General features: G+C 71.0%; 25 protein-coding genes. 7 read left to right on the top strand and 18 right to left on the bottom strand.

The annotated features are described in order from the left end of the window. The first annotated feature begins 71 nt into the window (after nucleotides 1–71). The 4 genes from ACIRJP_RS18470 to ACIRJP_RS18455 all read left to right on the top strand — a co-directional run bounded on the left by ACIRJP_RS18470 (nucleotide 72) and on the right by ACIRJP_RS18455 (nucleotide 3,260). Nucleotides 72–1,025 carry a metal ABC transporter substrate-binding protein gene (locus ACIRJP_RS18470; RefSeq protein ID WP_404174810.1) on the top strand — a complete coding sequence of 318 codons (954 nt, stop codon included), beginning with the start codon at nucleotides 72–74 and terminating at the stop codon, nucleotides 1,023–1,025. 56 nt (nucleotides 1,026–1,081) lie between these two features. Further along, on the top strand, nucleotides 1,082–1,864 hold the full coding sequence (locus tag ACIRJP_RS18465) for a metal ABC transporter ATP-binding protein (RefSeq protein WP_404174807.1): 783 nt from the start codon (nucleotides 1,082–1,084) through the stop codon (nucleotides 1,862–1,864). Between the two features lie 2 nt (nucleotides 1,865–1,866). Next, the gene (locus ACIRJP_RS18460; RefSeq protein WP_404174804.1) at nucleotides 1,867–2,760 is read left to right on the top strand and encodes a metal ABC transporter permease; all 894 of its coding nucleotides are present in this window, start codon (nucleotides 1,867–1,869) and stop codon (nucleotides 2,758–2,760) included. 65 nt (nucleotides 2,761–2,825) lie between these two features. Further along, nucleotides 2,826–3,260, top strand: coding sequence for a Fur family transcriptional regulator (locus ACIRJP_RS18455; RefSeq protein WP_404174801.1), 435 nt, complete (start codon nucleotides 2,826–2,828; stop codon nucleotides 3,258–3,260). 62 nt (nucleotides 3,261–3,322) lie between these two features. Here ACIRJP_RS18455 and ACIRJP_RS18450 read toward each other — a convergent pair whose 3' ends face one another. The 5 genes from ACIRJP_RS18450 to leuA form a co-directional block, all read right to left on the bottom strand. Continuing rightward, on the bottom strand, nucleotides 3,323–3,856 hold the full coding sequence (locus tag ACIRJP_RS18450; RefSeq protein WP_404174798.1) for a YcxB family protein: 534 nt from the start codon (nucleotides 3,854–3,856) through the stop codon (nucleotides 3,323–3,325). Between the two features lie 23 nt (nucleotides 3,857–3,879). Next, nucleotides 3,880–4,704, bottom strand: a complete 825-nt coding sequence (locus ACIRJP_RS18445) for an isoprenyl transferase (RefSeq protein ID WP_404174795.1) — start codon at nucleotides 4,702–4,704, stop codon at nucleotides 3,880–3,882. A gap of 35 nt (nucleotides 4,705–4,739) precedes the next feature. Further along, on the bottom strand, nucleotides 4,740–5,486 hold the full coding sequence (recO, locus tag ACIRJP_RS18440; RefSeq protein ID WP_404174792.1) for a DNA repair protein RecO: 747 nt from the start codon (nucleotides 5,484–5,486) through the stop codon (nucleotides 4,740–4,742). Nucleotides 5,487–5,540: 54 nt separating this feature from the next. Further along, the gene (locus tag ACIRJP_RS18435; RefSeq protein ID WP_404174789.1) at nucleotides 5,541–6,218 is read right to left on the bottom strand and encodes a TerB family tellurite resistance protein; all 678 of its coding nucleotides are present in this window, start codon (nucleotides 6,216–6,218) and stop codon (nucleotides 5,541–5,543) included. A gap of 228 nt (nucleotides 6,219–6,446) precedes the next feature. Next, nucleotides 6,447–8,243, bottom strand: a complete 1,797-nt coding sequence (leuA, locus tag ACIRJP_RS18430; RefSeq protein ID WP_351251277.1) for a 2-isopropylmalate synthase — start codon at nucleotides 8,241–8,243, stop codon at nucleotides 6,447–6,449. A gap of 294 nt (nucleotides 8,244–8,537) precedes the next feature. Between leuA and ACIRJP_RS18425 the strand changes: the two genes are divergently transcribed. After that, nucleotides 8,538–9,614 carry a M4 family metallopeptidase gene (locus ACIRJP_RS18425; protein WP_404174785.1) on the top strand — a complete coding sequence of 359 codons (1,077 nt, stop codon included), beginning with the start codon at nucleotides 8,538–8,540 and terminating at the stop codon, nucleotides 9,612–9,614. A 31-nt stretch (nucleotides 9,615–9,645) separates the two neighbouring features. Then, entirely contained in the window at nucleotides 9,646–9,912 is a 267-nt protein-coding gene (locus ACIRJP_RS18420) for a protealysin inhibitor emfourin (protein WP_404174782.1), read from the top strand. Between the two features lie 64 nt (nucleotides 9,913–9,976). On the opposite strand, the gene era is transcribed toward ACIRJP_RS18420, so the two are convergent. The 9 genes from era to ACIRJP_RS18375 all read right to left on the bottom strand — a co-directional run bounded on the left by era (nucleotide 9,977) and on the right by ACIRJP_RS18375 (nucleotide 18,484). After that, nucleotides 9,977–10,951 (bottom strand): GTPase Era, encoded by a 975-nt coding sequence (era, locus tag ACIRJP_RS18415; RefSeq protein WP_124717787.1) that lies wholly within the window; start codon nucleotides 10,949–10,951, stop codon nucleotides 9,977–9,979. Between the two features lie 62 nt (nucleotides 10,952–11,013). Next, nucleotides 11,014–11,958: a WxL protein peptidoglycan domain-containing protein gene (locus ACIRJP_RS18410; protein ID WP_404174778.1), complete on the bottom strand. Its 945-nt coding sequence runs from the start codon at nucleotides 11,956–11,958 to the stop codon at nucleotides 11,014–11,016. Nucleotides 11,959–12,070: 112 nt separating this feature from the next. Next, nucleotides 12,071–13,426, bottom strand: a complete 1,356-nt coding sequence (locus ACIRJP_RS18405; protein WP_404174776.1) for a beta-xylosidase — start codon at nucleotides 13,424–13,426, stop codon at nucleotides 12,071–12,073. 214 nt (nucleotides 13,427–13,640) lie between these two features. After that, complete coding sequence (locus ACIRJP_RS18400) at nucleotides 13,641–13,994, bottom strand: cytidine deaminase (RefSeq protein ID WP_072483567.1); 354 nt, start codon at nucleotides 13,992–13,994, stop codon at nucleotides 13,641–13,643. Between the two features lie 48 nt (nucleotides 13,995–14,042). Next, complete coding sequence (locus ACIRJP_RS18395; protein WP_404174773.1) at nucleotides 14,043–14,396, bottom strand: MmcQ/YjbR family DNA-binding protein; 354 nt, start codon at nucleotides 14,394–14,396, stop codon at nucleotides 14,043–14,045. Then, on the bottom strand, nucleotides 14,393–15,685 hold the full coding sequence (locus ACIRJP_RS18390; protein WP_404174770.1) for a hemolysin family protein: 1,293 nt from the start codon (nucleotides 15,683–15,685) through the stop codon (nucleotides 14,393–14,395). The genes ACIRJP_RS18395 and ACIRJP_RS18390 overlap by 4 nt, the downstream gene beginning before the upstream one ends. Next, nucleotides 15,682–16,179: an rRNA maturation RNase YbeY gene (ybeY, locus tag ACIRJP_RS18385; RefSeq protein WP_072483570.1), complete on the bottom strand. Its 498-nt coding sequence runs from the start codon at nucleotides 16,177–16,179 to the stop codon at nucleotides 15,682–15,684. Before ybeY ends, ACIRJP_RS18390 begins: the two co-directional genes overlap by 4 nt. A gap of 12 nt (nucleotides 16,180–16,191) precedes the next feature. Then, on the bottom strand, nucleotides 16,192–17,220 hold the full coding sequence (locus ACIRJP_RS18380; RefSeq protein WP_404174767.1) for a PhoH family protein: 1,029 nt from the start codon (nucleotides 17,218–17,220) through the stop codon (nucleotides 16,192–16,194). A 157-nt stretch (nucleotides 17,221–17,377) separates the two neighbouring features. After that, nucleotides 17,378–18,484 carry a carbohydrate kinase family protein gene (locus ACIRJP_RS18375; RefSeq protein ID WP_404175275.1) on the bottom strand — a complete coding sequence of 369 codons (1,107 nt, stop codon included), beginning with the start codon at nucleotides 18,482–18,484 and terminating at the stop codon, nucleotides 17,378–17,380. Between the two features lie 368 nt (nucleotides 18,485–18,852). Here ACIRJP_RS18375 and ACIRJP_RS18370 point away from each other — a divergent pair, with 368 nt between their 5' ends. After that, complete coding sequence (locus ACIRJP_RS18370; RefSeq protein ID WP_404174764.1) at nucleotides 18,853–20,208, top strand: MFS transporter; 1,356 nt, start codon at nucleotides 18,853–18,855, stop codon at nucleotides 20,206–20,208. Here ACIRJP_RS18370 and ACIRJP_RS18365 read toward each other — a convergent pair. The 4 genes from ACIRJP_RS18365 to ACIRJP_RS18350 all read right to left on the bottom strand — a co-directional run bounded on the left by ACIRJP_RS18365 (nucleotide 20,172) and on the right by ACIRJP_RS18350 (nucleotide 25,954). Continuing rightward, complete coding sequence (locus ACIRJP_RS18365; RefSeq protein WP_404174761.1) at nucleotides 20,172–21,164, bottom strand: adenosine deaminase; 993 nt, start codon at nucleotides 21,162–21,164, stop codon at nucleotides 20,172–20,174. The two genes, ACIRJP_RS18370 and ACIRJP_RS18365, sit on opposite strands and share 37 nt — an antisense overlap. Before the next feature lie 59 nt (nucleotides 21,165–21,223). Further along, nucleotides 21,224–22,132, bottom strand: a complete 909-nt coding sequence (locus ACIRJP_RS18360) for a ribonuclease Z (RefSeq protein ID WP_404174758.1) — start codon at nucleotides 22,130–22,132, stop codon at nucleotides 21,224–21,226. An 18-nt stretch (nucleotides 22,133–22,150) separates the two neighbouring features. Next, on the bottom strand, nucleotides 22,151–22,510 hold the full coding sequence (locus tag ACIRJP_RS18355; RefSeq protein WP_326765530.1) for a histidine triad nucleotide-binding protein: 360 nt from the start codon (nucleotides 22,508–22,510) through the stop codon (nucleotides 22,151–22,153). A 207-nt stretch (nucleotides 22,511–22,717) separates the two neighbouring features. After that, nucleotides 22,718–25,954, bottom strand: a complete 3,237-nt coding sequence (locus tag ACIRJP_RS18350; RefSeq protein ID WP_404174753.1) for a PDZ domain-containing protein — start codon at nucleotides 25,952–25,954, stop codon at nucleotides 22,718–22,720. Nucleotides 25,955–26,008 lie beyond the last annotated feature (54 nt).

Raw genomic sequence — 26,008 nt, 5'->3', positions numbered from 1 at the left:
CATGGCCGGCCGTGAAGTCATCTCATAAGCCTTGTTGACAATCGTTTCCAGTTTTGTTGAAAATGACTGTCATGAACGTCAGCCGCCTCATACCCACCGCCGCCGTCGCCGGAGCAGTCGTCCTCGGCCTCACCGCCCTCACCGCCTGTTCCTCCTCGGACGCCGCGGACCACAAGAACGGCGACAAGCTCGATGTGGTGGCCTCGTTCTACCCGATGCAGTTCCTGGCCGAGCGGATAGGCGGGGAGCACGTCTCCGTCACCACACTGACCAAGCCGGGCGTCGAGCCGCACGACCTGGAGCTCAGCCCGCGGCAGATCGGCGGACTCACCGACGCCGACTACATCCTGTACCTCAAGGGCATCCAGCCCGCCGTGGACGACGCCATCGAGCAGTCCGGCGCGAAGGGCGCCGTCGACGCCGCGAAGCTCACCACGCTGGAGGACCACGGCACCGAGGCCGGCGGCGAGGAGCACGGCCATGAGCACCACGGCGACGAGGCCGGCGCCGACCCCCACATCTGGCTGGACCCGGTGAAGTACGCCGAGGTCGCCAAGGGCGTCGGGAAGTCCCTGGAGAAGTCCGACCCCGACCACGCCGCGGACTACCGGAAGAACACGGCCGCGCTGGTCACCGAGCTCGACGGGCTGGACAAGGCGTACACGGACGGCCTGAGGACCACCGCCACCAAGACGTTCATCACCACCCACTCCGCCTTCGGGTACCTCGCAGAGCGCTACGGCCTCACCCAGGAGGGCATCGCCGGCGTCGACCCCGAGGCCGAGCCCAGCCCCGCCCGGATCAGCGAGATCCACACCATCGCGAAGAAGGACGGGGCCACCACCGTATTCTTCGAGACGCTCGCCAGCGACAGGACCGCGAAGACCCTCGCCAAGGACACCGGCCTGAAGACCGACGTCCTGGACCCGCTCGAAGGAATCACGGACAAGTCCAAGGGCGCCGACTACATCGAGGTCATGCGGTCCAATCTCGCCGCCTTGCAGAAGGCGCTCGGCGCGAAGTGACCCCAGCAACACCCGTAGCACCAGCGACACCCGCCACAGCAACACCGGAGGCGCACATGCCCGAGACCGGGAGCACCACGACCGACCCCGTGATAGCCCTGCGGGGCGCCACGGCCACGCTCGGCGCGCGCCCGGTGCTGCGCGGCATCGACCTGACCGTCCACCGCGGCGAGGTCGCCGCCCTGCTCGGCGCCAACGGCTCGGGCAAGTCGACCGCCGTCCGCTCCGTCATCGGGCAGGTCCCGCTCACCGGCGGCTCCGTCGAACTGTTCGGCACCCCGCTGCGCCGCTTCCGCTCCTGGGCGCGGATCGGCTATGTGCCCCAGCGCACCACGGCGGCCGGCGGTGTCCCCGCCACGATCCGCGAGGTCGTCACCTCCGGGCGGCTGTCCCGCGCGAAGCTGGGCCTGCTCCGCAAGGCGGACCGGGCCGCCGTCGACCGGGCCATCGAGCTCGTCGGCCTCGCCGACCGCGCCAGGGACTCGGTGGACGCGCTCTCCGGCGGCCAGCACCAGCGGGTGCTGATCGCCCGCGCGCTGGCTGCCGAACCCGAACTGCTGATCATGGACGAGCCGATGGCGGGCGTCGACCTGGCCAGCCAGGAGATCCTCGCCACGACCCTGCGCGAGCAGGTCGCGGCCGGCACCACGGTGCTGCTCGTCCTGCACGAGCTGGGCCCGCTGGAGCCGCTGATCGACCGCGCGATCGTGCTGCGCGACGGCTGTGTGATGCACGACGGGCCGCCGCCGAAGGCGCTTGGCCAGCACGCCCTGCCAGGACACGACCACGTACACCCCCACGCGGCCTCCGAGCCCGTCCGGACGGGACTGCTGAGCTGACCATGGAATTCCTCACCCCTCCCTTCATGCAGCGGGCCCTGCTCGCCGCCGTGCTCGTCGGCGTCATCGCGCCCGCCGTCGGCATCTACCTCGTCCAGCGCCGCCAGGCCCTGATGGGCGACGGCATCGGCCACATCGCGATGACCGGTGTCGGCCTCGGCTTCCTGCTCTCCACCAGCCCGGTCTGGATGGCCACCGCGGTCGCCGTCGCCGGTGCCGTCGTGATGGAACTGATCCGCTGGTACGGGCGCACCCGCGGCGACATCGCGCTGGCCATGCTCTTCTACGGCGGCATGGCGGGCGGTGTGCTGCTGATCAACCTCTCCGACACCGGTTCCAACGCCAACCTCACCTCGTACCTCTTCGGCTCCCTGTCCACTGTCTCCTCCGAGGACATCACCTCGATCTGCGTACTGGCCGCCTTCGTGCTGCTGGTGACGCTGGGGCTGCGCCGCCAGCTGTTCGCGGTCAGCCAGGACGAGGAGTTCGCCCGGGTCACCGGGCTGCCGGTGCGGGCGCTGAACCTGCTGGTCGCCGTGACGGCGGCGGTGACCGTCACCGTCGCGATGCGGGTCGTCGGGCTGCTGCTGGTCAGCGCGCTGATGGTGGTGCCGGTCGCGGCCGCGCAGCAGATCTCCCGGTCCTTCAAGGTGACGTTCGTGCTTTCGGTCGTCATCGGTACGGCGGTGACACTGGCCGGCACCGTCACCTCGTACTACCAGGACGTCCCGCCCGGCGCGACGATCGTGCTGCTGGCCATCGCGGTCTTCGTCGCCCTGACGCTGCTGGCGACCCCGCTGGCCAGAAGCCGCGCCCGCCGCAGCGAAGCGGCGTCCGAGGGATGCACCCTGGAGGTACCGGCCTCCCGTCCGGTCCCGGACGAGCTCCGGGTTTGACCGCGGCGTCCGGACGGGCTGGCACAATGGCCCGACACAGGTACGGGCGACACGAGGAGGCTGCTGTGGCGACGGCGCCGATCAGTGGAACGAACGCGGCCCCGGTACGCGGCCGGTCGACCCGGCAGAGGGCGGCGGTGGCGGCGGCGCTCGACGAGGTGGACGAGTTCCGCAGCGCCCAGGAGCTGCACGACGTGCTCAAGCACCGCGGCGACTCGGTCGGGCTCACCACCGTCTACCGCACCCTCCAGTCCCTGGCCGACGCCGGCGAGGTCGACGTGCTGCGCACCACGGACGGCGAGTCCGTGTACCGGCGCTGTTCGACCGGGGACCACCATCACCACCTGGTGTGCCGGATGTGCGGCAAGGCCGTGGAGGTCGAGGGGCCCGCGGTGGAGCAGTGGGCGGAGACCATCGCCGCCCAGCACGGGTATGTGAACGTGGCCCACACGGTGGAGATCTTCGGCACCTGCGCGGAGTGCGCGGCCGTGAAGAAGTAGGAAGTGACGGGTGAGGGCCCGGGGGCGGCCCCCGGGCCCTCACCCGTCACAGAACCTTCGTCTCACAGCCTTCGTACGTTGCGGTCGAGCACGCTCCGCAGCCGGTCGAGGTCGTCCTGCCCGCGCACACCGCGCTTGGGCAGCATGGTGATCCCGGTGGCCTGCTTGTCGCCGCTGAACAGCACGAAGAGCTGCGGCGTCTCCCGGTAGCGGGGCACCATCGCCCAGCCGACGGTCATGGTGCTGTGGTCCGTGGCCACCTCTATGCCGGTCTCGCGCACCACCGTGCGGCAGGTGCCCTGGCGCGCGGCGAACCGGTACAGCTGCCGGCCCTGGAGCCAGGGCGTCAGGATCACGGCCAGCATCACGAAGACGATGCCCACCCAGACGGGCGCCCCCGGGCCCTTCCGGCCGCTCGCGACCGTGATCCCCATCAGCACGGCCAGCACCGGCATCAGGATCAGCAGCTTGCGCTGCATGCGGCCACTCGTACTGATCTTCGCGCGGGCGTTCAGCGCCTCCGCGAAATCGGCCGTGGTCGGCTGGTACTCCAGCTCGACCACGGCATCCTCCACGTCCCACCCCTGACTCGTCATGGGGCGGAATCGTAACGGCAGGGTCAGACGGCCGGTCCGGCGGTCCCCGCCTCCACCGCGCCGCCGAAGCGCCGGTCGCGCTGGGCGAACTCCAGGCAGGCCCGCCACAGGTCGCGGCGGTCGAAGTCCGGCCAGAGCACGTCCTGGAAGACCATCTCGGCGTAGGCGCTCTGCCAGATCAGATAGTTGGACGTGCGCTGCTCGCCGCTGGGGCGGACGAAGAGGTCGACGTCCGGCATGTCCGGGTAGTAGATGTACTTCGCGAAAGTCTTCTCGTTGACCTTGGACGGATCCAGCTTCCCGGCCGCGACATCCCGCGCGATGCGCTGCGCGGCGTCGGCGATCTCGGCCCGGCCGCCGTAGTTGACGCAGAAGTACAGCGTCATCTTGTCGTTGTCCTTGGTCTGCTCCTGGGCGACCTGGAGCTCCTGGACCACGGACTTCCACAGCTTGGGCATGCGGCCGACCCAGCGGATGCGGATGCCCAGTTCGTCCATCTCGTCGCGGCGGCGGCGGATCACGTCCCGGTTGAAGTTCATCAGGAACTTCACCTCCTCCGGGGACCGCTTCCAGTTCTCGGTGGAGAACGCGTACAGCGAGAGGTTCTTGACGCCCATCTCGATGCAGCCCTTGAGAACGTCCATGACGACACCCTCGCCGACCTTGTGGCCCTCGGTGCGCGGGAGGCCGCGCTCCTTGGCCCAGCGGCCGTTGCCGTCCATCACGACGGCCACGTGCTTGGGCACCAGCTCGCCGGGGATCTTCGGGGGCGTGGCACCGGAGGGGTGCGGCTCCGGGGTCTTGTAGTCGCGCCGGTTACGGCCGCCGAGCATCCCGCGTACTGCCATGAACTGTCTCGCTCCCTGTGCCTGATCTGCCTGTGTCACTTCTCTACGTACCGCAGTGAGCGCAGCCCGCGCTCCAGATGCCAGTGCAGATAGGCGGACACCAGCCCGCTCCCCTCCCTGACATGACGCGGCTCGCACGCGTCCGCCGTCTCCCAGTCGCCGCTGAGCAGTGCGCTCAGCAGCGTGACGGCCTCAGCCGAGGGTACGACGCTGCCGGGCACCCGGCAGTCGCCGCATATGACGCCCCCCGCCGCGACCGAGAAGAATCGGTTGGGTCCGGACATTCCGCACTTGGCGCAGTCCTCGAAGCTGGGTGCGTAGCCGTTGACGGCGAGCGAGCGCAGCAGGAACGCGTCGAGGATGAGATGTGGCTCGTGTTCGCCGCGGGCGAGGGTTCGCAGCCCGCCGACGAGCAGCAGGTACTGCTGGACGGCCGGCTCGCCCTCGTGGTCGGTGAACCGCTCGGCGGTCTCCAGCATCGCGGTGCCCGCGGTGTAGCGGGCGTAGTCGGTGACGATGCCGCCGCCGTACGGGGCGATCGTCTCGCTCTGGGTGCAGAGCGGCAGCCCGCGGCCGACCAGTTCGCTGCCCCGGGCGAAGAACTGCACGTCGACGTGGGAGAAGGGTTCCAGCCGCGCCCCGAACTTGGACTTCGTGCGGCGCACCCCGCGCGCGACAGCACGTACCCGGCCGTGGCAGCGGGTCAGGATCGTGATGATCCGGTCGGCCTCGCCCAGCTTCTGCGTGCGCAGCACCACGCCGTCGTCCCGGAACAAGCTCATGCGTCCATTGTCCGGCACGGGGACGGCCCGCGGGGCCCCCGGCCCCGCGGGCCGTCAGGAGGGCGTGCGCGCCGCCTCGGCGAGCAGTCGGGCGGTGTCCTGGGCGCAGAGCTGGAGCGCTCCGCCGACCGTGGTCAGCACCTCGCGCTCGGCCGGTCCGTACGGGCCGTCGGCGAGGGCGATCCGGGCGCCCTGGAGCAGAATCGATTCACGTCCGGCGGGGGCCAGGTGCGGGGCGAGGGGCTCCAGCGCCTCGTGCAGTTCGATGGCGAGGGCCGCTCCGCACGCCTCGGCCGCGGGGTCGAAGGCGGAGCCGTGGCCGGTGTCGGGGGCGAGGACCTCGACGACGGTGCGGAGCTGCTCCTCGGTGCAGTCCTCGAACCCGGCGCCGCGCACGATGACGGCCGCGGTCTCCAGCACCGTGCGTGAGGTGGTGCCGCCGGCCGCGAGGACGCCGAGCGCGACGGTGTGGACGGCGTCCCGGAGCATGGCGGAGAGCCGGGTGGTGGTGGGGTGGTCGAGCGCGTCGGTGCCGAAGTGCTCGCGGCAGGCGGCGCATTCGACGACGGGGCCCACGGTGCCGCGCCGCAGCATCGGCACACCGAGCACCGCGAATCGCCGACGGCCGTTGAGACGGCGGTAGTTGCGGTCGCCGCCGCAGCCGGGGCAGAAGAACTCCCCGTCGCCGACGGGGTCCCAGACGGTGCGGATGCCACAGATACGCAGCTTCATGGCGCGTTGTCCCAGGCCTGGCCGCACGTCGCACACCTCCGTAACTCCCCCGTGGCCTTAAAAGCACGGGAGGTGCCCCCTCCGGCAACATTGCCGTGTGGACGTGATGTTAACCACAGTGGTGATGTGACGTCAGTACCTCGCTCGTCACAACCGTCCGGAGATGGCCGAACCCCGCCCCCCGGAAGCGGGTGGACGGGGCTTTCGGCCGTGCGGCCGCGCGCCGGATCAGCGGGTGGCGCGGTTGACCGCGGAGACGACCGCCTTCAGCGAGGCCCGGGTGGTGTTGGCGTCGATGCCGATGCCCCACAGGACCTTTCCGTCGATCGCGCACTCGATGTACGAGGCGGCCTGGGAGCTGGCGCCCTCGCTCATGGTGTGCTCGGTGTAGTCCAGCAGACGGGCGTCGATGCCGATGGCCTGCAGCGCTTCGAAGAACGCGGAGATCGGTCCGTTGCCGGTGCCGGTCAGCACGGTGTCCGTGCCGTCCACGGTCGCCTCGACGGTGATCGTGTCCTTGCCGTCGGAGCCGGTCGTGGACTGGCCGGTGCGGATCTGTACGCGACCCCATCGAGCCGCAGCGTTCTCCGGGTTCGGCAGGTACTCGTCGCGGAACGTGGACCAGATCTGCGTCGGCGTGACCTCGCCGCCCTCGGCATCCGTCTTGGCCTGAATGATCCGGGAGAATTCGATCTGCATCCGGCGCGGCAGGTCCAGCTTGTGGTCGTTCTTCAGGACATAGGCGATTCCGCCCTTGCCGGACTGCGAGTTGACCCGGATGACGGCCTCGTAGCTGCGGCCGACGTCCTTCGGGTCGATCGGCAGGTACGGCACCGCCCACTCGATGTCGTCGACCGTCTTGCCCTGGGCGGCCGCGTCGGCCTCCATGGCGTCGAAGCCCTTCTTGATGGCGTCCTGGTGGGAGCCGGAGAAGGCGGTGTAGACCAGGTCGCCCGCGTAGGGGTGGCGCGGGTGGACCTCCATCTGGTTGCAGTACTCGCTGGTGCGGCGGATCTCGTCGATCTGCGAGAAGTCGATCTGCGGGTCGACGCCCTGCGAGAACAGGTTCATGCCCAGGGTCACCAGGTCGACGTTGCCGGTGCGCTCGCCCTGGCCGAACAGGCAGCCCTCGATCCGGTCCGCACCGGCCATGATGGCCAGCTCGGCGGCGGCGACGGCGGTGCCGCGGTCGTTGTGCGGGTGGACCGACAGGCAGACGAACTCACGGCGCGACAGATTGCGCGACATCCACTCGAACCGGTCCGCGTGCGTGGACGGCGTCGAACGCTCCACGGTGGCGGGCAGGTTGAGGATGATCTCGCGGCCCTCCTCGGGCTGCCAGACGTCACAGACCGCCTCGCAGACCTCCAGGGCGAAGTCCAGCTCGGTGTCGGTGAAGATCTCGGGGCTGTACTGGTAGCCGAAGGTCGTCTCCGGGCCCAGCAGTTTCTCCGCGTACTCCATGACCAGCCGGGTGCCGTCCACGGCGATCTGCTTGATGTCGTCCTTGGAGCCGCGGAAGACGACCCGGCGGAAGGTGGGTGCCGTCGCGTTGTACAGGTGCACGGTTGCGCGTCGGGCGCCGACGATGGACTCGACGGTCCGCTCGATCAGGTCCTCGCGGGCCTGCGTCAGGACGGAGATCGTCACGTCCTCGGGGATCGCGCCCTCTTCGATGATGGAGCGGACGAACGCGAAGTCGGTCTCGCCGGAGGACGGGAAGCCGACCTCGATCTCCTTGTAGCCCATGCGTACGAGCAGATCGAACATCTCGCGCTTGCGGGCCGGCGACATCGGGTCGATCAGGGCCTGGTTGCCGTCGCGCAGGTCGGTGGAGAGCCAGCGGGGAGCGACCGTGATCCGGTTGTCCGGCCAGGTGCGGTCCGGGATGTCGACGGCCTCGTAGCTGCCGTACTTGTGGATCGGCATCCCGGACGGCTTCTGCAGCTGAGTCGCGTTGGTGATCGGCGTCGGACGGCCGACAGCGGTTTCAGCGGGGGACTGAGCGGGATTTGCGGCGGTCATGGCGTACGGCTCCTCGGGGTCCAACCAATGGGTCGGCCGACTGTGTCGCTGCAACACAAGACTCCGCGGGGAGGGGGTCGGCCTACGACTACAGGCCCTCGCCGCGGCAGCTAAGAAGAAGCAGCCCGAAACGCATGATGCGACGAGACTAACCGAGTGGCGCCTGATGCGGCGGTCCCGTATCAGTATGCGGGACCGGGCGCAGGAAACGTCCAATCGTGATCGATCACTCCATTTCATCAATCCTGGTCGCAACCAGTGACAACTTGATTACCTGCTGCCACAGTCGGTGGTATGCACCCTCAGTCACAGCACGGATTCCGCCCCGTCTTCTGCACGATCGTGCCGCCCCAGGTCCTGGACAGGCTGTCGCAGTCCGGCAACCCCGATCTCGCCGGTCCCGCCCGCCGCACCCTGGAGGGCGACGCGGCCCGCCGCACCCGCCGCCAGATGGCCACGGTCGTCACCGTGCCGGTCGCCCCCGCGCCCCACGGGGAAGCGTCCGACAAGCCCGAGCGCGTCCTGTACGACTGCCGCCACCGCACCAAGCTGCCCGGCACCAAGGTCCGCTCCGAGGGCCAGGACCCGACGAAGGACGCGAGTGTCAACCGCGCGTACGCGGGACTCGGCGCCACCTTCGAGCTGTTGCTCAAGGCGTACGGCCGCAGTTCGATCGACGGCAACGGACTGCCGCTGATCGGTTCCGTGCATTACGACGAGAAGTACAACAACGCCTTCTTCGACGGCGAGCAGATGGTCTTCGGCGACGGGGACGGGGAGATCTTCCTGGACTTCACCGTCGCCATCGACGTGATCGGCCACGAGCTGACCCACGGCCTGACCCAGTACACCGCCAATCTGAGCTACTACGGCCAGTCCGGAGCGCTCAACGAATCCATGTCCGACGTCTTCGGCTCCCTGGTCAAGCAGTACTCGCTGGGCCAGAGCGCCGACCGGGCCGACTGGCTGATCGGCGCCGGGCTGCTGGCGCCCCGCGTCCAGGGCGTCGCGCTGCGCTCGATGAAGGCGCCGGGCACGGCGTACGACGACGACGTGCTGGGCAAGGACCCGCAGCCCGCGAAGATGGAGGACTACATCCACACCAGCGAGGACAACGGCGGGGTGCACCTCAACTCGGGCATCCCGAACCGCGCGTTCTATCTGCTGGCGACGGCCCTCGGCGGCAATGCCTGGGAGCGGGCCGGGCAGCTCTGGTTCGATGTGCTCACAGGTGGTCAACTGGCCGTGGACGCTGACTTCGCTTCCTTCGCCCGTCTTACGGTCGCAGCGGCCCGCAGCCGCTTCGGCGAGGGCGACGAAGTCGAGGCCGTCCTGAAGGCATGGTCGGAAGTGGGCGTACCGACCGCGTAGGGCACGGAAGTCCGGCGTTGAAGGGCATCGCATGCGGATTCAGGTCAGCAGGACCGGCGGCTTCGCCGGCATCGCACGCCACAGCGAGGTCGACACCGCCGGGCGGGACGACGCCCCGGAGTGGGAGGCGCTGGCCGAGTCGGCGCTGGCCGCGGGCCACGAGACCCCGCCCAAGGGGGTGCCGGACGGTTTCCGGTACCGGATCACGGTCGGCGACCGTACGGTTCACTGCGCGGACCCGAGGCTGACCGACGCCCAGCGGGCACTGATCTCACGCGTCCTGAAGGAGGGCGCGTGAGAGCGGCTTCCGCGTGAGGCCGGTCTCCGCGTGACCCGGGTCGCCGGTTTCCCTGTCGTCCGGCTCAGAACCCCAGCTTGCGCAGCTGCTTGGGATCGCGCTGCCAGTCCTTCGCGACCTTCACATGGAGGTCCAGGAAGACCGGTGTGCCGAGCAGGGCCTCGATGTGCTTGCGGGACTTGGTGCCGACGTCCTTCAGCCGCTTGCCCTTCGGGCCGATGATGATGCCCTTCTGGCTCGGCCGCTCGATGTAGACGTTGGCGTGGATGTCGAGCAGTGGCTTGTCCGCCGGGCGGCCCTCGCGCGGCAGCATCTCCTCGACGACGACCGCGATGGAGTGCGGCAGCTCGTCCCGTACGCCTTCGAGCGCGGCCTCGCGGATCAGCTCCGCGACCATGACCATCTCGGGCTCGTCGGTGAGGTCGCCCTCCGGGTAGAGCGGCGGGCTCTCGGGGAGCAGCGGGGCGATCAGGTCCCCCAGCAGACCGACCTGCGTGTCCTTGACCGCGGAGACCGGAATGATCTCCGCCCACTCGAAGCCGAGCTCCTCGCCGAGGCGGGAGACGGCCAGCAGCTGTTCGGCGAGCTGCTTGGAGTCGACCAGGTCGGTCTTGGTGATGATGGCGATCTTCGGGGTCTTCTTGATGCCCGCGAGTTCCTTGACGATGTACTTGTCGCCGGGGCCGAGCTTCTGGTCGGCGGGCAGGCAGAAGCCGATGACGTCGACCTCGGCCCAGGTGGTGCGCACGACGTCGTTGAGCCGCTCGCCCAGCAGCGTGCGCGGCTTGTGGAGGCCGGGGGTGTCGACCAGGATCAGCTGCGCGTCGTCGCGGTGCACGATGCCGCGCACGGTGTGCCGGGTGGTCTGCGGCCGGTTGGAGGTGATCGCCACCTTCTGGCCGACCAGAGCGTTCGTGAGGGTGGACTTGCCCGCGTTGGGGCGGCCCACGAAGCAGGCGAAACCGGCCCGGTGGGGGGCCTTGCCCGCGGCCTGCTGCGCGGCGGCATCTGTGTCAGGTCGAACGCTCATGGCGCCCATTGTCCCCGATCCCGGCGGCCCCGCCGCACCAAGGGCCGCGGCGGGGCCTGTCGGATGTCGTCTCAGGCGGTGCGGGTACGGCCGCGGCGGGCCCGTATCCACAGCCCTGTACCGCCGCCGACGATCACCAGCAGGATCCCGGCCACCAGCCAGGGCAGGGCGAAGTACGAGGCGCTGGCGGACTCCCGGGTCTCGCGGGCGCTCGCGGTCAGCCGGATCTCGCCCCATTCCAGCTGCGGCGCGCCGGCCCACTGCTCGGTCAGCCGGACCTCCTGGCGGGGCAGCAGCTCGGAGGGGATCTTCTTCAGGTCGCGGGCCAGCAGGGTGCGGCCGAAGAGTCCCTCGGCCTTGAGGGCCACCTTGGCGCTGAGGGTGACATTGCCCCGGTTGTGGAGCGTGTACGAGATGACGGCCCGGCTCTTCCCGGTGCCGGGGACCAGCGGCTGGGTGTGCTCGACCCGGATGTCGTCCACGGAGAGCGCCGGCATGGTCGGACCGTTCACCCGCAGATAGATCCGGGCGCCGACCGCCTTCTGGATGCCGACGGCGACGGCACCGGCGTCGGCGGGGTCGATGCGCTCGTCGAGTGCGACGAGCGCGCCGGGGTGGTCGCCCGGTTCGGCGTTCTCGGGGACGGCGATGGTGACCGGGACGGTGACCGAGCCGTGCGGTTTCACGGTGACCCGGTCGCGGCCGGTCCTCGCCCAGGCGCCGATCGAGTGCTGCTTCTCGTCGCGGGTCCGTACGGCGAAGCCGCCGTCACGGGCGGTGTTGTAGGCGTCGGCGGCGTACAGCCGGAAGGTCTGCGGCCCGTCCGTCTTGTTGGTGACGGTGACCTTGTCGTGGAGCGTGGCGCCGGGGTCGGCCGAGAGGTAGAAGTACGGGCGCTGACCGGCCCGTCCGGTGGCCGGGTAGACCGACCAGCTGCCGTTGTCCGCGGCGCCGGCGGCGGGCGCGCCGGTCAGCAGGAGGACGCCGGCCAGGAGCAGTACGTAGATGTTGCGCACGGTGCGGAACCCCCGGGTGGTGGTCGGGACGGCGGTCCGGGCGGGTGCGCGCCCGGTCCGCCGGTTGCTCAGGAGCGCTCGGGCCTCTCGGTCACGTGAGGGTGCCTCTCGGTCACGTGAGGGTGAGGGTGAGTACGCCGGCGTACGCGCCGGGCGCGGTGTACGCCGGTACGTTCAGCGCGAGCCGGGCGTCGACGGTGAACTCGCCGCCGGTGACGGTGCCGTTCGGCGTGGACGCCAGCGTGGCGCCCGCGCTGCCGACCGACCCCTGGGAACCCGCCGCACAGGTGCTCGGGCTGCCGGGCTTCGTCGCGCAGACCGGAGTCCAGGAGAGCGCGGACGCGCCGATAGTCGCGCCGCCGGGGCCCTGGAAGTCGGTGACCTTTCCGGTCAGGGACCAGCCCGCGGGGCCACCGCGGAAGTCCTCGACCGTCACCGTCTGCAGGGAGCCGCGGGAGGCCCCGCCCCGGCCGAAGTCGACCGCCGACATCTCGACGCTGTCCCCGGCCTGGACCATGGAGAGCGTGCCCGCCTTGATGGAGGTGTTGAGCTGCTGGCTGCCGTCCGGGGTCTCGCCGCCGCCACCGGTGACGGTGTAGGCCTGCGGTCCGGCACCCTTGGCCGGGTCCCAGGCGCCGCCCTCGTAGGCGACGATCCCGGTGGTCGCCGGGTCGCTGACGGTGAGCCGGCCGCCGAAGCCGCCGGAGCCGTCCGCCTTCACGGTGGCCGTGTCGGCGGTCTGGGTGTCACCGGCCCGGCCGGCGAGGGTGATGTCCGCGCCCGGGGTGAACTTCGACCCGGTGACGGCGACCTCGTCGCCCGCCTTGCCGGACGCGGCCCCGAGCTGGATGGCACGCTCGTTGACCTGGCCGCCGTCGTCCGTCGCGATGATCGTCTCGGAGACGGGGGCGGGCGGGTCCGTGACGGTGCAGGGCGTGTCCAGCTCCATGATGTAGCTGGTGTGGATGTTGTAGTCGCCGGGCGACAGGGTGATCGAGCCGGGCGCCGTGACCGTGAAGGTGCCGGTCATCGAGAACGACGGGAAGGTGCCCTTGCCGGGTACCGGGTCGTTCTTCTTCGGGCCCGCGACGGTGACGCTCGCGCTCTGCGCACCGCCGACGGTGACCTTGCCGGTCGGCGTCATGATGTCGGCGGGCAGCGCCAGATCGACCGGGTTGCTCGCGGCGGCTTCGACGACGGTGTACGTGACCGTGACCGTGTCGCCCACCTTCGGGGCGGCGTTGTCGACGGTGATCGAGGCCTTCGTCGTACCGTCGATCGGCGGGATGCCCGCGATGGCCGGCGGGATGCAGTGGGTGGGGAAGTCCACCGGCACCGAGGCGGTGACCATGGCCTGTGCGGGGGCCGCGAGCCCCCCTCCCCCGGCCACGACGAGCGCGCCGACGCCGAGCGCGGCGGCCCAGCGGTGGCGGTGTCCGGGCCGTCTTCGGGCGCCGGATCTTCGCATGCTGATTCTTCGGACGGTCGGACGCATGGAGCCCCCTCCAGCGGATGCGGCGCAGCGGCTCTCCGCGCCGACGGGGGCCCATTGACGGTTTTGGCCCCGAAGAAGTCAATGGGAGCGGAACACGTCGGCTGATGACCCATCAGTTGCTGTCAAGATCCGCACCCGGCGGGCGAATGCCGGGTGCGGGTCCCGCCAAGGGGGCCGGGTGGCCGGGTCAGCCCGCCGTCACGCTGACTCGCAGGGTGCCGTCGGGCCCGGCGAGCAGGACGGGGGTGTCCGGGCCGCCCAGGTCCCGTACCGCGGCGCGGTCCTCGTCCGAGGGGGTCTCGGCCTCGGAGACGACCGCGGCCGCCTCCAGGGAGGTGGCCCCGCTGGCCACGGCCATCGCCACGGCGGTCTGCAGCGCGCTGAGCTTCAGCGACTCCAGCCGTACGGTGCCCGCGACATACGTACGTCCGGTCTCGTCCCGTACGGCCGCGCCCTCAGGCACGCCGTTGCGGGCGCGGGCGCTGCGCGCCAGCGTGACGATCTTGCGGTCCTCGGCGCCGAGGTCGGTGCTCTCAGTCATGTGCCGAGCATACGAACCGGTCACGCGGGCACTCGCACGGGACGGCCCCTACGGCCGGTCGAGCCGCAGCCGGTCCGCCTTCGGCAGCCCCGCCACCACCAGGTCGTAGGAGTCCTCGATCAGCTCGCGGAGCGCCCGGTCCGGCACCCCGGACACCGTCACCGTGTTCCAGTGCCGCTTGTTCATGTGCCAGCCCGGCACCACCGCGTCGTACTTCTCCCGCAGTCGCACGGCCTCGTCCGGGTCACACTTCAGGTTCACCGTCAGCGGCCGGGCGTCCAGCGCGCTGAGCGCGAACATCTTGCCGAGCACCTTGAAGACGGAGGTCTCCGGCCCGAACGGGAACTCCTCGGCACTCGCGTTGAACTCCAGGCAGAACGCCCGCAGTTGCTGAGGAGTCACCCCTCGTCCTCCCCCTGGGCCGCCACAGGCTCCACCAGCACCGTGACGATCTTGTTGCGGCGGCCCGCCGGGGACTCCGCGGTCAGCCGCAGCCGGCGGCCGTCGGGCAGGTCGACGACGGCCGAGGCCCCGGCGATCGGGACCCGCCCGAGCGCCTTGGCCAGCAGTCCGCCGACGGTCTCCACGTCCTCGTCGTCGTACTCGTCCAGGCCGAACAGCTCCCCGAGGTCGCCGATGTCGAGGCGCGCGGTCACCCGGAAGTTGTCGTTCTCCAGCTCCTGGACGGGCGGGAGTTCGCGGTCGTACTCGTCGGTGATCTCGCCGACGATCTCTTCGAGGATGTCCTCGATGGTGACGATGCCGGCCGTGCCGCCGTACTCGTCGATCACGACGGCGACGTGGTTGCGTTCCTGCTGCATCTCGCGCAGCAGGTCGCCGGCGTTCTTGGTGTCGGGCACGAAGGACGCCGGCCGCATCGCGGTGGAGACCACATCGGCCTCCGACTCGCGGTTGATGTGGGTCTTGCGGACCAGGTCCTTGAGATACACGATGCCGACGATGTCGTCCTCGTTCTCCCCGGTGACGGGGATCCGCGAGAAACCGGAGCGCAGGGCCAGCGTCAGCGCCTGCCGGATCGTCTTGTAGCGCTCGATGCAGACCAGGTCCGTCCGCGGCACCATGACCTCGCGCACGAGCGTGTCACCGAGCTCGAAGACGGAGTGCACCATGCGGCGCTCCTCGTCCTCGATCAGCGACTCCGCCTCGGCGAGGTCGACCATCGCGCGCAGTTCCGCCTCACTGGCGAACGGGCCCTTGCGGAACCCTTTGCCCGGGGTCAGCGCGTTGCCGATGAGGATCAGCAGCTGCGGGACCGGGCCCATGACCCTGGCCAGCGGCAGCAGGACGTACGCCGCGGCCGTGGCCGTGTTCAGCGGGTGCTGGCGGCCGATGGTGCGCGGCGACACCCCGATGGCGACATAGGAGACGAGGACCATCAGGCCCATGGCGACGGCCAGCGCCTGCCAGGTCTGCGGGAGCTCCTTCAGGCAGGCGTACGTGACGAGCACCGCGGCCGACATCTCGCAGGCGACCCGCACCAGCAGGGCGACGTTGAGATAGCGGGTCGGGTCCGCCGCGACCTGCTCCAGCTTCCCGCCGCCGCGCCGCCCGGAGCGGACCGCCTCGGCGGCCCGGAAGCTGGAGACCCGGGCGATGCCCGCCTCCGCGCAGGCCGCCAGCCAGCCGACGACGACCAGCAGAACGGCCCCGAGAACGAGAGGAACGCTCACGAGACGGTGGGGGCGGGCGACGGGCCGGTCAGGCCGTGCTCGGCGCGCCAACCGTCGACGATCGCGGCCTGGAGCCCGAACATCTCGGCCTTCTCGTCCGGCTCCTCGTGGTCGTAGCCGAGGAGGTGCAGCACCCCGTGGACGGTGAGGAGCTGGAGCTCCTCGTCCATGGAGTGCCGGGTCTCCGCGTCCTCGCCCTGCTTCTTGGCGACCTCCGGGCAGAGCACGATGTCACCGAGGAGCCCCTGCGGGGGCTCCTCGTCGTCCTTGGCCGGCGGACGCAGCTCGTCCATCGGGAAGGACATGACATCGGTCGGGCCAGGAAGGTCCATCCACTGGATGTGGAGCTGTTCCATGGCATCGGTGTCCACCACGATCACCGAGAGCTCGGAGAGCGGGTGGATCCGCATCCGCGCGAGCGCGTAGCGGGCGATGTCGAGGATCGCCTGCTCGTCGACCTCGGTTCCGGACTCGTTGTTGACGTCGATCGACATGGTGCGCTGCGACTACTTCCGTTTGTGGCTGTCTCGGTTGTCGTACTTCTCGTACGCGTCGACGATACGGCCGACGAGCTTGTGCCGGACGACATCCTGGGAGGTGAGCCGGGAGAAGTGCACGTCCTCGACGCCGTCCAGGATCTCCTGGACCTGGCGCAGACCGCTCTTGGTGCCGTTCGGCAGGTCGACCTGGGTGACGTCACCGGTGATGACGATCTTCGAGTCGAAGCCGAGCCGGGTCAGGAACATCTTCATCTGCTCGGCGCTGGTGTTCTGCGCCTCGTCGAGGATGATGAAGGCGTCATTGAGCGTGCGCCCACGCATGTAAGCCAGGGGCGCCACCTCGATGGTCCCCGCCGCCATCAGCCGCGGGATCGAGTCGGGGTCGAGCATGTCGTGCAGCGCGTCGTAGAGCGGGCGCAGGTACGGGTCGATCTTCTCGTAGAGCGTGCCGGGCAGGAAGCCGAGCCGCTCGCCCGCCTCGACGGCCGGACGGGTCAGGATGATGCGGTTGACCTGCTTGGACTGCAGGGCCTGGACGGCCTTCGCCATGGCGAGATAGGTCTTGCCGGTACCGGCGGGGCCGATGCCGAAGACGATCGTGTGCTTGTCGATCGCGTCGACGTAGCGCTTCTGGTTGAGCGTCTTGGGTCGAATCGTGCGACCGCGGCTGGAGAGGATGTTCTGCGTGAGCACCTCGGCCGGGGTCTCCTCGCCGTCCCCCTCCCCGTTCTCAGTCGCCCTGAGCATGGCGATCGAGCGTTCCACTGCGTCCTCCGTCATCGGCTGACCGGTGCGGAGCACCAGCATCATCTCGTCGAACAGGCGCTGGATCAGCGCGACTTCCCTCGCGTCTCCGGCGGCGCTGACCTCATTTCCCCGGACGTGGATGTCGGCCGCCGGGAAGGCCGTCTCGATCACGCGCAGCAAGGCGTCGCCTGAGCCCAGGACGGTCACCATCGGATGGCTGGCAGGGACGGTGAAGTGGGCTCGCGCCTGCCTCGGCGCAGGGGTCTGGGCTGTGGGTGTCTGAGTCATGGGCCGGCTCTGTGGCCTGCACATACCTCCCGTTGCAAGGTCCTCGCCGATCGACAACCTCTCGGATTACCAAGCCTACGACTCCGCACCGACAACACCGAGGACTTTTTCGCACAGGCTCGCGAACGGGTGCGCCCGTCCGTGGTGCGCCCCTCGGTCAGGCGGGGTGGCGGAAGCCGATCGTCGGGACCGCCCGGCGCAGCGGCCAGGGCCGGGCGGCGGCGGGCAGTAGCTCGTCCAGGAAGGCGTACCGCTGGAGCGCGGCCGGGTCCTGGTCGGCGACGGTGCGGATCTGCTGCCACCAGGCCGCGACCTCCGCCCAGCCCGGCGCCGACAGCGATCCGCCGAACTCCTGGACCGAGAGCGCGGCGGTCAGTCCGGCGAAGGCCAGCCGGTCGGCCAGCGGCCAGTCCGCCAGGGTTCCGGTGACGAAACCGGCGACGAAGACGTCGCCCGCGCCGGTCGGGTCGAGCGCCTCGACCTCGATCGCGGGCACCTCGGCGCTCGCCCCGGTCGCCGAGTCCACCGCGTAGGCGCCCTCCGCGCCCAGGGTGACCACGGCGAGCGGCACGCGCTCGGCCAGGGCGTGCGCGGCGGCGCGCGGGCAGGCGGTGCGGGTGTAGCGCATCGCCTCCTCCGCGTTGGGCAGGAAGGCCTGGCAGTGCTCCAGGTCGGTGAGGGCGTCCAGGTCCCAGCGGCCGGTCTCGTCCCAGCCGACGTCGGCGAAGATCCGGGCGCCGTTGCGGGCCGCGGTGGCCACCCAGGGCTCGCTGCGGCCGGGGGCGAGCGAGGCGACGGCTGCCCGCGCGCGCGGCGGGCAGCACGGGAACGCCTGTTCCCCGGTGAGGACCGCGGGGCCGGGGGCCTCATGGCCGTGCGAGACCATCGTCCGCTCGCCCTCGTACGCCATCGAGACGGTCACCGGCGAGTGCCAGCCGGGGACGGTGTGCGACATGGACAGGTCGATGCCCTCGCCCTGCTCCAGGGCGTCCCAGCAGTACTCCCCGTAGTGGTCGTCGCCGAACGCGGCGGCCAGCGAGGTGTGCAGCCCCAGTCTCGCCAGGGCGGTCGCCATGTTGGCGACTCCGCCGGGGCTGGATCCCATGCCGCGCGCCCAGGACTCGGTGCCGCGCACCGGCGCGCTGTCGAGGCCGGTGAAGATGATGTCGAGGAAGACCGTGCCGGTGAGGAAGACGTCGCAGGCCGGGTCCTGCGGGGCGCGCAGCCCGTCCAGTGGGTCGATACCTGGGATGTCCGCTGGGATGTCTGTACTCACCTTGCACTCCCCGGTCGTGGCAGATCCGGCCAGTGTGCCCGATTCACCGCTGTAACCGGAGGGCGCGCGCCGCCGGCCGCGAAGGGCCCGGCACCTCACATGTGGGTTCCGACCTGCACAAACATGCGCTGCTACCCGGACCTCCGAAAGGTAAACGCATAAGTGACCCAGATCATATTGGGGCGGCTTTCGGTCGACTGGCCGCAGTTGATACAAATTGGCCCGCGAGCCCCGTCGGTGACACTTACCGAAGAGTGGCCCGAATTCCCCGCATTTCCCGCATTGCCCTCCCCTGCCTTTCCGCATCGCCCTTCCCTGCCTTCTCTGCCGCCTCAGGCATGTCTTCAGGAACGCCCATGTCCTCGCGCCCTCGCGCCGCGTGGCCCCTGGTCGCCGTGTTCACCGCCGGTTACCTCGCCGCCTATCTGCTCCCCACCATCGTCGGGCGGCTCTCCGTCTATCTCGGCCTCAGTACGGCGCAGGCCGGGCTGGTCGGCAGTGCCCTCCTGCTGAGTTCGGCGACCGCCGGGTTCACGCTGGCGGGCCGGGTCGAGACGTACGGGCCGCGGCGGCCTGCCCGGATCGGGCTGGTGCTGGCCATGGTGGGGTACGGCTGCGCCGCCCTGGCCGGGTCGGTGCCGCTGGTGGTCATGGGCGCGATGATCGGCGGCCTCGGCTCCGGCACGGCGACCGCGGTGGCCGCCGCGGGCATCGCCGCCCAGCGCGATCCGCACCGGACCTCCTCGCTCGGGCTGCTCAGCGTCTCCGCGACGGCGGGCGCCCTCTATCTGACGATCCCGCACCTCGGCGGCGGCCACCGGCTGCCGTTCGCGTCGATCGCTCTGGTCGCCCTGCTCGTCTGGCCCGCCACCGCACGGCTCGGCGGCGTCACGCCCACCGGACCGGCCGCCCCGGCCGCGGGCCGGCTGCCGCACCGCCGTTCCGGTCTGGTGCTCGCGGGCGGCATGCTCGTCTGGTCGATGGCGCAGAACGCGCTGTGGGGTGTCAGCAGCCGGATCGGGGTGTCCCAGGTCGGCCTCTCCGAGGTCACCATCGGCGCGGTGTTCGCCGCCGCGCTCGGTGCGGGTCTGCTCGGGGTGATGGGCGCCGGGATGCTGGGCGCCCGGCTCGGCCGGGCGGTGCCGATCGGAATGGGCACCGTGATCATCGCGGCGAGCATCGTTCTCAGTTCCTCGGCCGGGAACCTGGGCCAGTTCGCGACCGGCGAGATCCTCTGGAACACGGTCTATCCCGTGGTCCTGTCGTACCTGATCGGCCTGGCGGCCTCCCTGGACGTACGCGGCCGCTGGGCGGTCCTCGCGGGCTCCGCCTCGTCCGTCGGCGTGGCCTGCGGGCCGGTCCTGGGCAGTGTGCTGTCCGAGCAGGCCGGGTACCCGGTCATGGGCCTGATCCTGGGCGCCGTCACACTGCTGGTCGCGGCCCCGGTCACGGCCGTCGCCCTGCACACCGGCGGCCGTCCGCTGGTGCCGGGATCGGTGCGCCGCCGGGGCGGCGCCCCGGCCGCGCTGCTCGCCGTCACCACCGGAGCGGTGCCCGGCGCCGTACCCAAGCTGGGCGCGCCCGAGCAGGCCGTCAGGGAGATCAGCCTGCCGGTGCGCCGCAGGCGCCCGGTCCGGGCCGCGTTCCGGACGGCCGGCCCGGCGGGCGGGGCCGGTCAGTCGAACGCGTACGCCTCGACCTCGGACAGGTAGCGCGCCCTGCGCTCCTCGTCGTGGTCGAGGAAGGCCGCCTCGAAGGAGTTGCGGGCCAGGGTCCGCAGCCGCTCCTGGTCCAGGCCGAGCGCCTCGTGGACGGCGTGGAAGGTGTCCCCGACGTATCCGCCGAAGTAGGCGGGGTCGTCGGAGTTCACCGTGCAGAGCAGTCCGGCGTCCATCATGGCCCGCAGCGGGTGCTCCTCCAGGGTGTCGATGGCGCGCAGCCGTACGTTGGACAGCGGGCAGAGGGTGAGCGGCACCCGGTCCGCGACCAGCCGCTCCACCAGCTCCGGGTCCTCCATGCAGCGCAGCCCGTGGTCGATGCGCTCGACCCCGAGGACGTCCAGCGCCTCCCGGATGTACTCGGGCGGGCCCTCCTCGCCGGCGTGGGCGACCTTGCGCAGCCCCAGTGCCGCGGCCGCCTCGTACACCTCGCGGAACTTGACGGGCGGGTGGCCGACCTCCGCCGAGTCCAGGCCGACCGCGCTGATCCGGTGCAGATACGGCTTCGCCGCCTCCAGGGTCTCCATCGCCGAATCGGCGGACTCGTCGCGCAGGAAGCACATGATCAGCTGGGTGGAGATGCCGTGCCTCTCCTCGCTGCGGTTCAGCGCCCGGCCGAGGCCCTCGACGACGGTGCCGATCGGGACGCCGCGGGCGGTGTGCGCCTGCGGGTCGAAGAAGATCTCCGCGTGCCGGACGCCCTGGGCGGCGGCGCGGGCGAGGTACGCGTCGGCGAGCTCCTCGAAGTCCTGCTCGGTCCGGAGCACCGCCATCAGCGCGTAGTACAGATCGAGGAAGCTCTGCAGGTCGTCGAAGAGGTAGGCGGTGCGCAGCGCTTCCGTGTCCGCGTACGGCAGCTCCACGCCGTTGCGCGCGGCGAGCTCGAAGGCCAGCTCGGGTTCGAGGGTGCCTTCGATGTGGAGGTGGAGTTCGGCTTTGGGGAGGGGCACGGGTTTTTCACGCTCACAGACGGTGGTGCTGGTGTGGTGCCGAATTGCTGCTGATGTGTTCAGAGGTGCCGGCTGGGCACGGGAACGCGGTCGAGGTCCTTGGCGACGGTCAGTTCGCCCTCGAACCCCGCGGCGCGGGCCTGGGCCCCGAAGACTGCCGGGTCGTCGTAGCGCTGCGAGAAGTGCGTCAGCACGAGGTGCCGCACGCCCGCGTCCCGGGCCACCCGGGCCGCCTGGCCGGCGGTCAGATGACCGTGGTCGGTGGCGAGCCGTTCGTCCTCGTCGAGGAAGGTCGACTCGATGACCAGCAGGTCGCAGTCCTCGGCGAGCACCTGCACGCCGTCGCAGAGCCTCGTGTCCATGATGAACGCGAACCGCTGGCCGCGCCTGCGCTCGGAGACGTCGTCGAGCGTGACGTCTCCGATGGCGCCCTCGCGCTGGATCCGGCCGACGTCCGGCCCCTTGATTCCGTGCTCGGCCAGTTTCGCGGGCAGCATGCGCCGCCCGTCGGGCTCGACGAGCCGGTAGCCGTAGGACTCGACGGGGTGCGAGAGCAGGTGGGTGCTGAGCGTGTACGTGTCGGTGGTGGCGAGCACGCCGTCGGCGGCGACCGGGGCCTCGGTCAGCTCGACGGACTCGCGGTAGGCGGTGGCGTACCGCAGCCGCTCGAAGAAGTGCTGCCCGCTCGCCGGGTAGTGCGCGGTGACCGGGTGCGGGACCTGGTCGAGGTTGATCCGCTGGATCACCCCGGCCAGGCCCAGCGAGTGGTCGCCGTGGAAATGCGTGACACAGATCCGGTCGATGTCGTGCGCGGCGACACCGGCTCGCAGCATCTGGCGCTGGGTGCCCTCACCGGGGTCAAAGAGGATCCCCTCGCCGTCCCAGCGCAGCAGGTAGCCGTTGTGGTTGCGGTGTCTGGTCGGGACCTGGCTGGCGGTGCCGAGGACCACGAGTTCGCGTACGGACACGGTGTGCGGTCGGCCTCTCTAGCCGGGGGGCCACTGCAGTCCGCGGCCGCCCAGGACGTGGGCGTGCGCGTGGAAGACGGTCTGGCCGGCGCCGGAGCCGGTGTTGAGGACGACCCGGTAACCGGTGTCCACGATCTTCTCGTCGGCGGCGACCTGCCCGGCCTCGCGCAGTATGTCGGCGGCGATGGCCGGCTCGGCGGCGGCGAGCGCGGCGGCGTCCGGGTGGTGGACGCGGGGGATGACGAGTACGTGGGTGGGGGCCTGCGGGTTGATGTCCCGGAAGGCGACGGTGGTCTCGGTCTCGCGGACGATGGTTGCCGGGATCTCACCCGAGACGATCTTGCAGAACAGGCAGTCGGGCTGCGGTTCTCCCGCCATGGGGTTGCTCCTCGCTAGGTGATGATCGTTGTACGGCATGGTATCGGCCCAGCAATCCAGCCCCTCCGGAACCTGGAACCCAGCCCCTCCGGCGATCGAGGAGCGGGGGCCTGGGGCAGCGCCCCCGGTTACGGGAAGGGGCGGGCAGGGGCAACGAGCCCGCCGCAGGCGCACCCCACCCCCACCCGCACACCCGCCCCGCTGTCCCTACGCCTCCGGCAGCTCCGGCAGCCCCGGCGCCCGCTTCGCCGGCGTCTCGGCCAGCGACTCCAGCGCGATCCGGATCGCCTCGTCCAACTGCGGATCCCGCCCCGCCGCATAGTCCTGCGGTGTCACCACGACCTCGACATCGGGATCGACCCCGTGGTTCTCCACGCCCCAGCCGTAACCCTCGAACCAGAACGCGAACTTGGGCTGGGTGACCAGAGTCCCGTCCACCAGCCGGTACTTGCTGTCGATGCCGACCACGCCGCCCCAGGTCCGGGTACCGACTACCGGACCGATGCGCAGCGCCTTGATCGCGGCGTTCACGACGTCGCCGTCCGAGCCGGAGAACTCGTTGGCCACGGCGACCACGGGGCCGCGCGGCGCGTCCAGCGGGTAGCTGTACGGCGACCTGCCGCGCGGCAGGTCCCAGCCGACGACGCGGCGGGCGAGCTTCTCCACGATCAGCTGCGAGGTGTGGCCGCCGCGGTTCTCCCGTACGTCCACGACCAGCCCTTCGCGCGCCACCTCGACCCGCAGGTCCCGGTGGAGCTGCGCCCAGCCCGCGCCGACCATGTCGGGGACATGGAGATAGCCGAGGCGGCCGCCGGAGCGCTCGTGCACGTAGGCCCGCCGGTCGGCGACCCAGTCGTGGTAGCGCAGCGCCTCCTCGTCGGCGATCGGTACGACGACGACATGGCGGGCGTTGCCGCCGTCCACCGGCGAGACGGTCAGCTCGACCGGCTTGTCCGCCGAGCCGATGAGCAGCGGTCCTGGCCCGGTCACCGGGTCGACCGGGCGGCCGTCGACGGCGACGATCGCGTCCCCGGCGCGGACCGCCACGCCGGGCGCGGCGAGCGGGGAGCGGGCCTCCGGGTCGGAGGTCTCGGACGGCAGGATCCGGTCGATTCGCCAACTGCCTTCACCCGTACGGGAGATGTCCGCGCCGAGCAGCCCCTGCCGGGTCGATTCGTCGCCCCATCCGGCGGACGGCCGCACATAGGCGTGCGAGGTGCCGAGCTCCCCCTGCACCTCCCAGAGCAGGTCCATCAGGTCGTCGTGGGTGGCGACCCGCTCCAGCACCGGGCGGTAGCGGTCCAGGACCCCGTCCCAGTCGAGGCCGCCCATGTCGGGGCGCCAGTAGTTGTCCCGCATGATGCGCCCGGCCTCGTTGTACATCTGGCGCCATTCGGCGGCCGGTTCGAGGGTCCGCCGGATCCGGGAGAGGTCGACGGTGACGCCGCCGTCGCTGCCGCCGTCGTCGTCATCGGCGGCGACCCGGCTGTCGGACGGCACGACGCGCAGCTTGCCCCGGGTCTGCATGACCACCCGCTTGCCGTCACCGCTGACCGCGAAGTCCCTGACCCCGGAGGCCAGTTCCTCGCAGCGCAGCTTCTCCAGGTCGTACCGCTCCAGGACCGTCTCGGGCCGCCGGGAGTCGGGGGTGGGTCCGCTGGTGCCGAGCACCCCGGTCACCGGGTGGCTCAGCCACAGCAGCCCGTCCTTCGCGGCGTGCAGCGTTGAGTAGTTGGCGGCCTCGACGGGCAGCGCCACGATCCGGTCCGCGAGTCCTTCGAGGTCGATCCGGGTGACGGGGAGCGCGGTCGGGTTGTCCTGGTCGCCCTCACCGCCGCTCTTCTCGGTCGGGCGGCCGTGGCGCTGCGGCCCGAACGGGGAGGGCGTGGTGGCGGCGAGCGTCAGCAGGTGCGGGCGGCAGGCGCCGATGAACGCCAGGTCGAAGACATGGGCGTCGTAGATGGGGTCGAAGGAGCGCTCGGAGAGGAAGGCCAGGTGCTTGCCGTCGCCGGTGAACGCGGGGGCGAAGTCCCGGAAGCGCAGCGGGGTGGCCTCGGTGACCGAGAGATCGGCGAGGTGGGCGAGCTTGAGCTGGCTGAGCGGCTCGGGCCCGGGGTGGGACCAGGCGAGCCAGGAGGAGTCGGGCGAGAAGACGAGGCCGCAGGCGTCGCCGTGCTCGCTGCGGTCCACCTCGTGGACCTCGCCGCTCTCCCGCTCGACGATCAGGATCCGCCCGTCGTGCGCGGCGACGGCGAACCGGCTGCCGTCGGGCGCCGGGGCCAGTTCGAGGACCCGGCCGATACGGCCTGCGGCGAGGCGGCGCGGTACGGCGCCGGGAGCGGTTCCGGTGGCGGGCGCGCACTCCAGGGCGTCGTCGCCCTCGGCGTCGGTGACCCAGACGACGTGCTGGTCGCCGTCGGCCTGGAAGGCGCGGGGCAGTCTGGCGCGTACGCCCGGTTCGACGGCGAGCGCGCGGGCCGGGCCCTCACTGTGGGTGACCCAGTGGACGGCGCCGCGCGTCCCGACGGCGCTGCCGCGGCCGGTGCGGTCCGGGGACGCGGAGTCGAGATGGCTGCCGGCGTGCACGGTGTGCGGCTGGAGGTCGGCGCGCTGACCGCCGAGCCGGATGTCGATGCGGCGGGGCCCGTCGCCCTCCAGCTCGTCCAGCAGCCAGAGTTCCCCGGCCGAGGCGTAGACGACGCGGGTGCCGTCGGTGGACGCGTGGCGGGCGTAGAAGCCCTCGATGCCGGTGTGGCGGCGCAGGTCGGAGCCGTCGGGGAGCGAGGAGTAGAGCGCGCCGACCCCTTCGTGGTCGGAGAGGAAGGCGACGCGCTCGCCCACCCACATCGGGCATTCGATGTTCCCGTCGAGGTCGGCATGGAGCCGTACGAACTCCGACGGGCCGTCCTGCGGGGACTCCTGCTCGATCCACAGCTTGCCCGCCGTGCCGCCCCGGTAGCGCTTCCAGGCGGCGGCCTCGCGCCCCATGGTGACCGAGAGCAGCAGGACCCGGCCGCCGGGCCCGTACGCGAGCGAGCCGACCGGTCCGTACGGCAGGGTCCGGGCGGGTCCGCCGTCGACCGGCAAGGCCCTGGCCCAGGTGCGCCGGAACGACGCCTGCCCCTGGGCGCTGATGACCAGCACTTCGCCCTCGGGCGTCCAGCCGTGCACGGCGGTCCGGGCGTCGCCCCAGTGGGTGAGCCGCTGGGAGGGCCCGCCGTCGGCCGGTGCGATGTGCACCTCGGGGGCCCCGTCCCTGGTGGACGTCCAGGCGACCCGGGTTCCGTCGGGCGATATCCGGGGGCCTGCGACCGGCCGGTTGTCGGCACAGACGCGCCAGGCTCGGCCGCCGTCCAGCGGCGCCAGCCAGACATCGTCCTCGGCGGTGAAGGCGATCGAATCGCCCTGGACATGGGGGTATCGGAGGTAGGCAGACTGCGTCACACCGGTCACCCTAGGTCGCGGTTCCGCTCCGCGTAAGCGGGTTGGCCGGAGTTC

The organism is Streptomyces sp. NPDC102437 (assembly GCF_044765565.1).
In the GTDB taxonomy this organism is placed as follows: Bacteria; Actinomycetota; Actinomycetes; order Streptomycetales; family Streptomycetaceae; genus Streptomyces.
Note: the sequence above shows the minus strand (reverse complement) of the source record. Positions and strands in the feature narration are given on the sequence as shown.

Bases quoted from the DNA above. Each gene is read 5' to 3' on its own strand.
- ACIRJP_RS18470 (WP_404174810.1), top strand. From the start codon at position 72: ATGAACGTCAGCCGCCTCATACCCACCGCCGCCGTCGCCGGAGCAGTC.
- ACIRJP_RS18465 (WP_404174807.1), top strand. From the start codon at position 1,082: ATGCCCGAGACCGGGAGCACCACGACCGACCCCGTGATAGCCCTGCGG.
- ACIRJP_RS18460 (WP_404174804.1), top strand. From the start codon at position 1,867: ATGGAATTCCTCACCCCTCCCTTCATGCAGCGGGCCCTGCTCGCCGCC.
- ACIRJP_RS18450 (WP_404174798.1), bottom strand. From the start codon at position 3,856: ATGACGAGTCAGGGGTGGGACGTGGAGGATGCCGTGGTCGAGCTGGAG.
- ACIRJP_RS18445 (WP_404174795.1), bottom strand. From the start codon at position 4,704: ATGGCAGTACGCGGGATGCTCGGCGGCCGTAACCGGCGCGACTACAAG.
- recO (WP_404174792.1), bottom strand. From the start codon at position 5,486: ATGAGCTTGTTCCGGGACGACGGCGTGGTGCTGCGCACGCAGAAGCTG.
- ACIRJP_RS18435 (WP_404174789.1), bottom strand. From the start codon at position 6,218: ATGAAGCTGCGTATCTGTGGCATCCGCACCGTCTGGGACCCCGTCGGC.
- leuA (WP_351251277.1), bottom strand. From the start codon at position 8,243: ATGACCGCCGCAAATCCCGCTCAGTCCCCCGCTGAAACCGCTGTCGGC.
- ACIRJP_RS18425 (WP_404174785.1), top strand. From the start codon at position 8,538: ATGCACCCTCAGTCACAGCACGGATTCCGCCCCGTCTTCTGCACGATC.
- ACIRJP_RS18420 (WP_404174782.1), top strand. From the start codon at position 9,646: ATGCGGATTCAGGTCAGCAGGACCGGCGGCTTCGCCGGCATCGCACGC.
- era (WP_124717787.1), bottom strand. From the start codon at position 10,951: ATGGGCGCCATGAGCGTTCGACCTGACACAGATGCCGCCGCGCAGCAG.
- ACIRJP_RS18405 (WP_404174776.1), bottom strand. From the start codon at position 13,426: ATGCGAAGATCCGGCGCCCGAAGACGGCCCGGACACCGCCACCGCTGG.
- ACIRJP_RS18400 (WP_072483567.1), bottom strand. From the start codon at position 13,994: ATGACTGAGAGCACCGACCTCGGCGCCGAGGACCGCAAGATCGTCACG.
- ybeY (WP_072483570.1), bottom strand. From the start codon at position 16,179: ATGTCGATCGACGTCAACAACGAGTCCGGAACCGAGGTCGACGAGCAG.
- ACIRJP_RS18380 (WP_404174767.1), bottom strand. From the start codon at position 17,220: ATGACTCAGACACCCACAGCCCAGACCCCTGCGCCGAGGCAGGCGCGA.
- ACIRJP_RS18370 (WP_404174764.1), top strand. From the start codon at position 18,853: ATGTCCTCGCGCCCTCGCGCCGCGTGGCCCCTGGTCGCCGTGTTCACC.
- ACIRJP_RS18355 (WP_326765530.1), bottom strand. From the start codon at position 22,510: ATGGCGGGAGAACCGCAGCCCGACTGCCTGTTCTGCAAGATCGTCTCG.